The 9,637-nt window shown below is 60.5% G+C and carries 8 protein-coding genes; 5 read left to right on the plus strand and 3 right to left on the minus strand.

Features of this window, described 5'->3' with window-relative positions; all coding sequences use genetic code 11:
- Positions 1–30: 30 nt before the first annotated feature.
- From AGR7B_RS21880 to AGR7B_RS21890, 3 genes are all read left to right on the plus strand, one after another.
- Positions 31–1,428: an amidase gene (locus tag AGR7B_RS21880; RefSeq protein WP_080857875.1), complete on the plus strand. Its 1,398-nt coding sequence runs from the start codon at positions 31–33 to the stop codon at positions 1,426–1,428.
- Positions 1,429–1,525: 97 nt separating this feature from the next.
- On the plus strand, positions 1,526–2,092 hold the full coding sequence (locus tag AGR7B_RS21885) for a DJ-1/PfpI family protein (protein ID WP_003523156.1): 567 nt from the start codon (positions 1,526–1,528) through the stop codon (positions 2,090–2,092).
- Between the two features lie 70 nt (positions 2,093–2,162).
- Positions 2,163–2,513 (plus strand): ribbon-helix-helix domain-containing protein, encoded by a 351-nt coding sequence (locus AGR7B_RS21890; protein WP_080857876.1) that lies wholly within the window; start codon positions 2,163–2,165, stop codon positions 2,511–2,513.
- A gap of 167 nt (positions 2,514–2,680) precedes the next feature.
- Here the strand turns inward: AGR7B_RS21890 and AGR7B_RS21895 are convergent, their stop codons facing one another.
- The 3 genes from AGR7B_RS21895 to AGR7B_RS21905 all read right to left on the minus strand — a co-directional run bounded on the left by AGR7B_RS21895 (position 2,681) and on the right by AGR7B_RS21905 (position 6,457).
- Positions 2,681–3,601, minus strand: a complete 921-nt coding sequence (locus tag AGR7B_RS21895) for an ABC transporter permease (protein WP_003523158.1) — start codon at positions 3,599–3,601, stop codon at positions 2,681–2,683.
- Entirely contained in the window at positions 3,594–4,604 is a 1,011-nt protein-coding gene (locus AGR7B_RS21900; protein ID WP_020813216.1) for an ABC transporter permease, read from the minus strand. Before AGR7B_RS21900 ends, AGR7B_RS21895 begins: the two co-directional genes overlap by 8 nt.
- Positions 4,605–4,747: 143 nt before the next feature.
- Positions 4,748–6,457 carry a peptide ABC transporter substrate-binding protein gene (locus AGR7B_RS21905; RefSeq protein WP_065655297.1) on the minus strand — a complete coding sequence of 570 codons (1,710 nt, stop codon included), beginning with the start codon at positions 6,455–6,457 and terminating at the stop codon, positions 4,748–4,750.
- Between the two features lie 305 nt (positions 6,458–6,762).
- On the opposite strand from AGR7B_RS21905, the gene AGR7B_RS21910 reads away from it, so the two are divergent.
- Both AGR7B_RS21910 and AGR7B_RS21915 read left to right on the plus strand, forming a co-directional pair.
- The gene (locus tag AGR7B_RS21910) at positions 6,763–7,926 is read left to right on the plus strand and encodes a M20 aminoacylase family protein (RefSeq protein ID WP_080857877.1); all 1,164 of its coding nucleotides are present in this window, start codon (positions 6,763–6,765) and stop codon (positions 7,924–7,926) included.
- Positions 7,927–7,974: 48 nt separating this feature from the next.
- A partial coding sequence (locus tag AGR7B_RS21915; protein ID WP_080857878.1) for an ABC transporter ATP-binding protein occupies positions 7,975–9,637 on the plus strand: 1,663 nt, incomplete at its 3' end.

The raw sequence follows: 9,637 nt of genomic DNA on the forward strand, positions 1-9,637 counted from the left end.
CATTTCCTGTTTTTCTGACGAGACGATGCCATGACCGATCTCATAGACCTCAACACGCTCGAAATCCTGGCGCTTTACCGGGAGAGGAAGCTTTCGCCATCGGAATATTGGCAGGCGGTGGAGGCGCGCATCGATGCTTTCGAACCGGTGGTGAATGCGCTTTACGCCTATGATCCGGAAGATGCACGCAGGCAGGCGCTGGCCTCGACGCAACGTTGGCAAAAAGGCGAAACGCTCGGGGCCCTCGATGGCATTCCGGTCTCGTTGAAGGAATTGATCGCCACGAAAGGCCATCCGGTGCCGCTTGGCACGAGGGCGGTGGAACTGGTGCCCGCGGTAGAGGACGCGCCGGTGGCCGCTCGCTGCCGTGAGGATGGCGCGATTATTTACGCCAAGACGACCTGCCCGGATTACGGCATGCTTTCCTCCGGCCTTTCCAGTTTCCACAAGCTCAGCCGCAATCCGTGGGACCCCACCCAGAACCCCGGCGGCTCCAGCGCGGGTGCGGCCTCGGCCGGGGCTGCGGGTTACGGCACGCTGCATGTCGGCACGGATATTGGCGGCTCGGTGCGGCTGCCGGCGGGGTGGACCGGCCTGTTCGGTTTCAAGCCAAGCCAGGGCCGCATCCCGGTCGATCCCTATTATACCGGCCGCTGCGCCGGACCGATGACCCGCACCGTTGCCGACGCCGCCTATGCCATGGCGACGCTTTCGCGCCCCGACTGGCGCGACGGCACGGCGCTGCCGCCCAACGATATCGACTGGATGGACCTCGATATTAATGTGAAGGGCCTGAAAATCGGCCTGATGCTGGATGCCGGCTGCGGCCTGCCGCTGGACGAAGAGGTGCGCGACGCCGTGCTCTCCGCCGCGAAACTGTTCGAGGCGGCCGGCGCCATCGTCATCCCGGTCGAGCCGGTGTTGACGCGGGAAATGCTGGATGGGCTGGACGATTTCTGGCGGGCGAAGTTCTGGGGCGACATGACGGCGCTGAGCGCGGACCGTCGCGCCGCGATCCTTCCCTATATTCATGAATGGGCGCAGAAGGGGGCGGATGTTTCCGGCGCGCGCGCCGTTTTCGGTTTCAACCAGACCATGGAAATGCGTAAGGCTTGCGGGCGGTTGATGCAGTTCGTTGATGCGGTGATTTCACCCGTCAATCCCATCGTGTCCTATCCGGCCGACTGGGCCTCGCCCACCAATGATCCCGAGCGGCCCTTCGAACATATCGCCTTCACGGTGCCGTGGAACATGTCGGAGCAGCCGGCCTCCTCGATCAATTGTGGCTTCTCCAGATCGGGAATGCCCATCGGCTTGCAGATCGTCGGGCCGCGTTACGAAGATTTGTTCGTGCTGAAGCTTTCAAAAGCCTTCGAGAATTGGGGCGGTGGTGTGAGACGCTGGCCGCAGCCGCCGCAGGCCCGCTGATCCCAGCTTTATCGACCCTGTAGTATTGCCATAATACCCGCATCTCGATCCCGCCTGTTAGGGTGCCCAAAGGCATTCGAAAACGGGAGGAGCAGACATGCCGAAGAAGATTTTGATGATCGCCGGCGATTTTGCCGAGGATTATGAGACCATGGTGCCGTTCCAGACGCTGCTCGCGGTTGGCCACACGGTGCATGCCGTCTGCCCGGGCAAGAAGGCGGGCCAGACCATTGCCACGGCCATCCATGATTTCGAGGGCGACCAGACCTATTCGGAAAAACGCGGCCATAATTTCGCGCTCAACGCCACCTTCGCCGATATCAAGGTTGCGGATTACGATGCGCTGGTCATTCCGGGCGGTCGCGCGCCGGAATATCTGCGGCTCAATGCGGATGTGCTTTCTGCGGTGAAACATTTCTTCGAGGCCGACAAGCCGGTGGCCGCCGTCTGCCATGGTGCGCAACTGCTGGCGGCTGCGGGCGTCCTGAAGGGCCGCACCTGCTCGGCCTATCCCGCCTGCCGCCCTGAAGTGGAACTGGCGGGCGGCACCTATGCCGATATCGCCATCGATGCGGCCGTTACTGACGGCAAGCTAGTGACGGCGCCCGCATGGCCGGCGCATCCGGCCTGGCTTTCGCAATTCATGGCCGTGCTCGGCAAATAAGACCTGCGAAACGGGGCTTTTTCCGGCCCCGTTTTCCGCCTATCTTTCAGGCGTGGTGAGGGAGGAAACCATGTGCAAGCTTTTCATCAAGGCAGACCCGACGCTTTGGGAAAGCCATACGCGGTCGCTCAGGATCGATGGCATGGTCACCAGCGTGCGGCTTGAGAACTTCTTCTGGTCGACGCTGGACGAGATCGCGCGGCGCGACGGCATGAACAGCGTGCAGCTGATCTCCAAGCTTTATAATGAATCGATCGATGCCGGGCACGATCTGGGCAATTTCACCTCGTTCCTGCGGGTCTGCTGCGGGCGGTATCTCGCGCTTCAGCTTTCCGGCGACATTCCGGCGCGCAGCGATATTCCGATTGCGGCGCTGGATGCCGACAGCATTCTTGAGGCGGAGCAGGTGAATTACCACTAGGGCACGTTCGTTTTTTATGTGCCGGGGCATCCCCTCAACCTCATTCCTGTGCTTGTCACAGGAATCCAGCCGACGCGCGTCTGCGCGGCGGGGAGAGTTCTTTCAGCCCAAGGACTTGGGCTGGCTGGATCCCTGTGACAAGCACAGGGATGAGGGAAGGGGAGCGCTCAGCTCTTCAGCGCCCTTGGATCAAGCGCATCACGCACAGCATCACCGATGTAATTCACACTCAGAACCGTTAGCGAAATCGCCAGCCCCGGCCACAGCACGCGCGAGGGCGTCAGTTGCAGGAAATTGGCGCCGTCGAACAGCAGCCGTCCCCAGGTCGGGAAATCGGAGGGGAAGCCGAGGCCGAGGAAGGACAGCGCGGATTCCGTGATGATGGCGGCGGCGATGCCGAGCGTGGCCGAGACCATGATCGAGCTCAGCACATTCGGCAGAATATGCCTGAGGATGATGCGGTATTCGCGCATGCCGCTCGATTTCGCCGCCATGATGAATTCCTGGCTTTTGATCGTCAGCACATCGCCGCGCACGATACGGGCCGTATGCATCCAGCTGGTTATCCCGATCACGAAGACGATGAGGATGAAGATGCCGGTTTCCGGCCCGAAGGCGGCGCGCAGCGTATCGCGAAACAGCATCAGGATGACGAGCAGCAGCGGCAAGAGCGGCAGCGCCAGGAACAGGTCGGTCAGCCGCATCAGCGGGCCGTCGAGCCTGCGGAAATAGCCGGACAGCACGCCCACCAGCGTTCCGAGAAACAGCGCCAGCAGCATGGCGGTGATGCCGACGGCAAGCGAAATGCGCCCGCCGGCCAGAACCTGCGCCAGCATGTCCTTGCCGAGATTATCGGTGCCGAAGGGATGCGCGAGCGACGGCCACTGGTTGCGCGCCTTCACATTGATGGCGTTGGGCGCAACGGTGTGGATATAGGGGCCGACATAGACCGCCAGCAGGATGAAAACGAAGACGAAGAGGCCCGCCACGCCGCCCTTGTGAACGCGGAACTGTTTCCAGATATCGGCAAGGGCGGATTGCGTGGGGGTGGCCGCAACCGTCGGCGCTGCGATGGTGGCGTCAGTCATAGCGGATCCTCGGGTCGAGAATGCCGTACAGCACGTCGGCAATCAGGTTGAAGAGCACGATAAGCACCGCGAAAATGAAGGTGAGCGTCTGCACCAGCGGAATATCCGCGCCCTGAACGGCGGTGATCAGCAATTGGCCAAGCCCGTTCACGCGGAAGATTTGCTCGGTGATGATGGCGCCGGAAAAGATCGTCGGCACGCCGAGCGCAATCACGGTCACCACCGGGATCAGGCTGTTGCGCAGCACGTGGATGAGCAGCACGGATTTTTCCTTCACGCCCTTGGCGCGCGCGGTGCGCACATAATCCTGATGCAGATTGTCGAGCATGGAGGCGCGCACGAAGCGGCTGATCTGCGAGACATTGTAGAGCGTTAGCACCAGTACCGGCAGGAACATCTGCTTCACCTGCGCCACGAAACTTCCCCAGTCGGTCACCTGAAGGTTGGTGTCGTAAACGGACGGGAACCATTGCAGGTAGGAGCTGAAGATGACGACCAGCAGCACGCCGGTAAAGAAGGTCGGCACCGAATAACCGACCATCGAAACGAAGGTGCCGATCTGGTCGAAGATCGAATATTGCTTATAGGCGGAGATGACGCCGATCGGGATCGCCAGCAGCGCGCCGAAGAGATAGGCGAGGCCCACCACCCACAGCGTCTGCGGCATGCGCTGAATGACGAGATCGACCACCGGGCTGCGTGTCGCCCAGGAAAGCACCCGCATGCGGCTGCCATCGCCGATCTGCCAGCCGGTCAGCCTTTCAATGAGGTTCAGCGGTTCGTTGATGAAGAATTGCTGCAGCCACATCAGATAGCGGATGAAGAAGGGCTGGTCGAGGCCAAGCGAGGCGCGGATCTGTTCGCGCACTTCCGGCGGGATGGTGAGCGGCAGGTCGCCGGTCGGGTCGTTCGGCGCAAGATCGAGCAGCGCGAAGATGACGAAGCTGATGACGAGCAGCGTCGGTACGGCAAAGGCAAGCCGCCGGAGCGTAAAGGTAAACATCTGAAACTCTCCAGACCCAGAGCGCGACAGGACGAAAATTGGGAGCGTTTTCGCCTTAACGCGGCAAATGTGTCTTCAGATCATGGTCCAGGGGCATGCAGAAGGCCGGCCTCTCCGGGGGGAGAAGCCGGCGCATCCGCGTGTTACTTCTTGCGGGACCAGTCCGCGACGTTCCAGAGTTCCGAATCCCAGGCATTCATGCGAACGCCTTCCAGCGTCAGCGAATGCGAGGAAACGCTGCCGCGGTGGATGAGCGGAATATGCGCGCCTTCCTCCGTCAGCATGTCGTTCAGCTGCTTGGAAATCTCCGCGCGCTTGGCAAGCTCGGCGGTCTTGGAGAGTTCACCCACCAGCTTGTCGAATTCCGGGTTGCAATAACGCGGAATATTCTGGCCCTGCCAGCCGTTTTCCGGGGCCGGGATCTTGTCGCACAGCCATTCCGCCAGATATTTTTCCGGGTCCGTGCCGTCGAAATTGTTGGTGTACATTTCGACGTCCGCATAAAATTTCTGGAAGGTATCCGGGCTTGCCGGGTCGCCGCCGAAGAAGACCGAAGCGCTGACATTGCGCAGTTCGGAGGCAACGCCGATCTGCGACCACATGTCCTTCACCAGTTCCTGCGTGGCCTGGCGAACCGAGTTGGTGGAGGTCTGGTAGAGGAAGGAGAGCTTCACGCCATTCTTGGCGCGGATGCCGTCTGCACCCTTTACCCAGCCGGCATCGTCCAGCAGCTTGTTTGCGCCTTCCACATCCTGCTTCAGGCACCAGCTGTCATTCTTGGTGGAAGCGACGGCTTCCGGAGCCGGCACGATGTTGCAGGTCGGCTTGCCCGCTTCGCCATAACCCGCTTCGTCGATGACATCGCGGTCGATGGCAAGCGACAATGCACGGCGCACGGCGGGATCGGAAAGGGCCGGGTGCGGGCCGGCCTGCTTGGTGGAGCGCTTGTCGCCCAGCGAAGGATCGGCATTGTACCAGTTGAGATTGATACGCTCGACCTGGGTGCCGAAGGCTGTCTCAAGCTTGCCCTTACCGGCGGCCACCATGGTCGCGAGGATTTCCGGCTCCACCTGCATGTTCCAGGCATAGTCGAATTCGCCGGTTTCAAGAACGGCGCGCGCGGCGGAAGCGGCATCGCCGCCGCCCTTCAGGGTCGCCGTGGCGAAGGCGGGCTTGGCGGGGTCGCGGTAATTGGTGTTGGCGACGAAGCTGATCACGTCATTCGGCTTGAAATCCTTGACCACGAAGGGGCCGGTGCCGATGGGACCGAAATTGGCGGAAGTGCAGCCGGGTGCGGCAGCGCCGACGCATTTTTCAAACTGCTTCTTCTGGATGACCGGGGACTGTGCGCCGACGAATGCGGAATAGGGGTAAGGTTTCGGTTCGGTGAAGCTGACCTTGACGGTATGGGCGTCGACGGCCTCGACATTCTTCACGCCCTCATATTGCGCCGCCTGCGCGCAGCCGCCATCCGGTGCGGTGCAATATTTCCAGGTGAAAATAACGTCCTCGGCGGTGAACGGCGTGCCATCCGACCACTTCACGTCGCTTTTCAGCTTCCAGGTCATGCTGAGCAAATCCTTCGCGACGCCGCCATTGTCGATCGTCGGAATTTCGGTGACCAGCATCGGCACCAGCTCGCCCTTTTCGTCGTAGCGCGCCAGCGGCTCAATCACCATGGACGAGCTGTAGACTTCCTTCGTGCCACCGGAAAGATAAGGATTAAGTGTCGATACTGCTTGCCAGAACAGGATTTTCAGTTCGCCGTCACTGCCACGCTCGGCATGGGCGGCAGAGCCTGCCAAGGCCATGGCCGCCACCGTGCTGGCAAAGAGAACGCTGCGCTTCTTCATTGTAGTTTTCCCCTTTTTGGATTTTATCTGTTTGAATGTTTGACGCTTTTCCCGTCGTCATGTGCAAGGTCTGTTATTCTAAGTATTTGACTTTGCTAAGGAATATTCCTCCATTCCCGATGATGCTATTGTCAGTTTTTTTGAAAAGCAAGTCCCAATGTTCCTTTGATGAACAAAAATTGAGCCATTCAGTTTTGGGCCTATTTTTCGCTCATGCAGCAAATTTCATGCTTGCAAAACGAGAAATTCCAAACGCAATATGGCGTCCGACAACCCGGCGGGGAACAAAAAAAGGGAAAAAGAGAATGCCGATATTGAACCGTGTGGCTGAAATGCAGGAAGAAGTTGCCGGCTGGAGGCGCCATCTGCATGAACACCCGGAACTGCTCTACGATGTCTTCGAAACGTCGAAATTCGTGGCCGAAAAACTGAAATCCTTCGGCTGTGACGTCGTCGAGACCGGCATTGGCAAGACCGGCGTCGTCGGCATCATCAAGGGCCGGCACGGGGATGGCCCGACCATCGGTTTCCGTTCCGACATGGACGCGCTGCCGATCCTTGAGACGAGCGGTAAGCCTTGGGCTTCGAAGACGCCGGGCAAGGCCCATTCCTGCGGTCATGACGGGCACACCGCCATGCTTTTGGGTGCGGCGCAATATCTGGCCGAGACCCGCAATTTCAAGGGCTCCGTAGCGGTGATCTTCCAGCCGGCGGAAGAGGGCGGCGCTGGCGCGCTCGCCATGCTGAACGATGGCATGATGGAGAAATTCGGCATTTCGCAGGTCTATGGCATGCATAACGAGCCGGGCATTCCGGTCGGCAATTTCGCCATCCGCAAGGGATCGACCATGGCGGCGGCGGATAGTTTCGAAATCGTCATCACCGGCAAGGGCAGCCATGCGGCCGCCCCGCATCTTTCCATCGATCCGGTGCTGACCTCGGCGCATGTCATCATCGCCCTGCAATCCATCGTCTCGCGGGAGACGGATCCGCTGAAATCTCTGGTCGTCACCGTCGCCACCACCCATGGCGGCACCGCCGTCAATGTCATTCCCGGTGCGGTGACGCTGACGGGAACGGTGCGCACGCTCTTGCCGGAAACCCGCGATTTCGCCGAAAAGCGCCTGAAGGAAGTGGCGACCGCCACCGCCATGGCGCATGGCGCCACCGTGGAGGTGAATTATCATCGCGGTTATCCCGTCACCTTCAACCACAGTGACGAGACCGAATTCGCGACCGGCGTGGCGATGGGCGTGGCCGGCGCGAACGCCGTCAACACCAATCCAAACCCGCATATGGGGGCAGAGGATTTCTCCTATATGCTGGAAGCGCGCCCCGGCGCCTTCATCTTCATCGGCAATGGCGATACCGCCGGGCTGCACAATGCGGCCTATGATTTCAACGACGATGCGCTGCCTTACGGCATCAGCTACTGGGTTTCGATGGCCGAAACCGCACTTGCTGCGTAAGACATCCGGCGGCCTTCATGGCCGCCTTTTGCTTTTCAGGAGATCGGCATGCTTTTGGCGGCAACGTCCATAGAACAGACCGGCGGTTCGGTAAGCCCGGTTTTATCGGTTCAAAATCTCACCACATCCTTCCGCGTCGATGGCGGCTGGAAATCCGTGGTCCGTAATATGAGTTTCGAGATCGCGCCGCGCGAAACGGTGGCGATCGTCGGCGAAAGCGGCTCCGGCAAGAGCGTTACCTCGCTCTCCATCATGCGGCTGCTCGATAAAAAGACGAGCCGCATCGAAGGCAAGGTCATGCTCGGGGGGCGCGACCTGCTGGCGCTGCCGGAAGAGGAGATGCGCAAGGTTCGCGGCAAGGACATTTCGATGATCTTCCAGGAGCCGATGACCAGCCTCAACCCGATCTTCCCGATCGGCAAGCAGATCGCCGAGGCGCTGACCGTGCATCAGGATATTTCCTCTTCCGCCGCGCGCGCCGAGGTCATCCGCCTGCTTGAGAAGGTCCGTATTCCCAATGCGAAGAACCGTTTCGACGATTATCCGCACCAGTTTTCCGGCGGCATGCGCCAGCGCGTGATGATCGCCATGGCGCTCGCCTCCAAACCAAAGCTGCTGATCGCCGACGAGCCGACAACGGCGCTCGATGTGACCATTCAGGGCCAGATTCTCGACCTCATCAAGACGTTGCAGGAAGAGGAGGGCATGTCGGTCCTGTTCATCACCCATGATATGGGCGTGGTGGCGGAAGTCTCGGACCGCACCATCGTCATGTTCCGCGGCGATGTGGTGGAAACCGGCACTACCGACGACATCTTCCATCGCGGCCGCCATCCTTATACGCGGGCGCTGCTTTCGGCGGTGCCGAAGCTCGGCTCGATGAAGGAGAGGGTGCTGCCGGCCCGTTTCCCGATCATCGATATCAAGACCGGCGAAAGCCAGCCCGTCGCGGAGGTGAAGGATACGGTCTCCGGCGGCCGCACGCCCATTCTTTCGGTCAAGGACCTCACCACCCGTTTCGATATCCGCACCGGCCTTTTCGGCCGCAAATCCGGCGCCGTGCATGCGGTGGAAAAGGTCTCCTTCGATCTCGCCGAGGGCGAAACCCTGTCTCTCGTGGGTGAATCGGGCTGCGGCAAGTCCACCACGGGCCGCTCCATCACCCGGCTGATCGAGCCGACATCCGGCAATGTCATGCTCGATGGTTACGAGGTGTTGAAGCTCGACAAGACGACGCTGCGCACCATGCGCCGCAGCGTGCAGATGATCTTCCAGGACCCCTTCGCCTCGCTCGATCCGCGCATGAGCATCGGCACGGCGATCATGGAGCCCTTTATCGAGCATCTCCTCGGAACCAAGCAGCAGGCCCGAGAAAAGGCGGCCGATCTTCTGGAGAAGGTGGGCCTCAGCCCGGATATGATGCGGCGCTTCCCGCACGAATTTTCCGGCGGACAGCGCCAGCGTATCGCCATTGCCCGCTCGCTGATGCTCGACCCCAAGGTCATCGTTGCCGACGAGGCGGTGTCCGCGCTCGATGTCTCGATCAAGGCGCAGGTCTGCAACCTGCTGCTCGACCTGCAACAGAGCCTCAACCTCGCTTTCCTGTTCATCAGCCATGACATGGCGGTTGTGGAGCGTGTCAGCCATCGTGTGGCGGTGATGTATCTCGGCGAGATTGTCGAAATCGGCCCGCGTGCGGCGGTTTTCGATA

The organism is Agrobacterium deltaense RV3 (assembly GCF_900013505.1).
GTDB lineage: Bacteria > Pseudomonadota > Alphaproteobacteria > Rhizobiales > Rhizobiaceae > Agrobacterium > Agrobacterium leguminum.

Bases quoted from the DNA above. Each gene is read 5' to 3' on its own strand.
- AGR7B_RS21880 (WP_080857875.1), top strand. From the start codon at position 31: ATGACCGATCTCATAGACCTCAACACGCTCGAAATCCTGGCGCTTTAC.
- AGR7B_RS21885 (WP_003523156.1), top strand. From the start codon at position 1,526: ATGCCGAAGAAGATTTTGATGATCGCCGGCGATTTTGCCGAGGATTAT.
- AGR7B_RS21890 (WP_080857876.1), top strand. From the start codon at position 2,163: ATGTGCAAGCTTTTCATCAAGGCAGACCCGACGCTTTGGGAAAGCCAT.
- AGR7B_RS21895 (WP_003523158.1), bottom strand. From the start codon at position 3,601: ATGACTGACGCCACCATCGCAGCGCCGACGGTTGCGGCCACCCCCACG.
- AGR7B_RS21900 (WP_020813216.1), bottom strand. From the start codon at position 4,604: ATGTTTACCTTTACGCTCCGGCGGCTTGCCTTTGCCGTACCGACGCTG.
- AGR7B_RS21905 (WP_065655297.1), bottom strand. From the start codon at position 6,457: ATGAAGAAGCGCAGCGTTCTCTTTGCCAGCACGGTGGCGGCCATGGCC.
- AGR7B_RS21910 (WP_080857877.1), top strand. From the start codon at position 6,763: ATGCCGATATTGAACCGTGTGGCTGAAATGCAGGAAGAAGTTGCCGGC.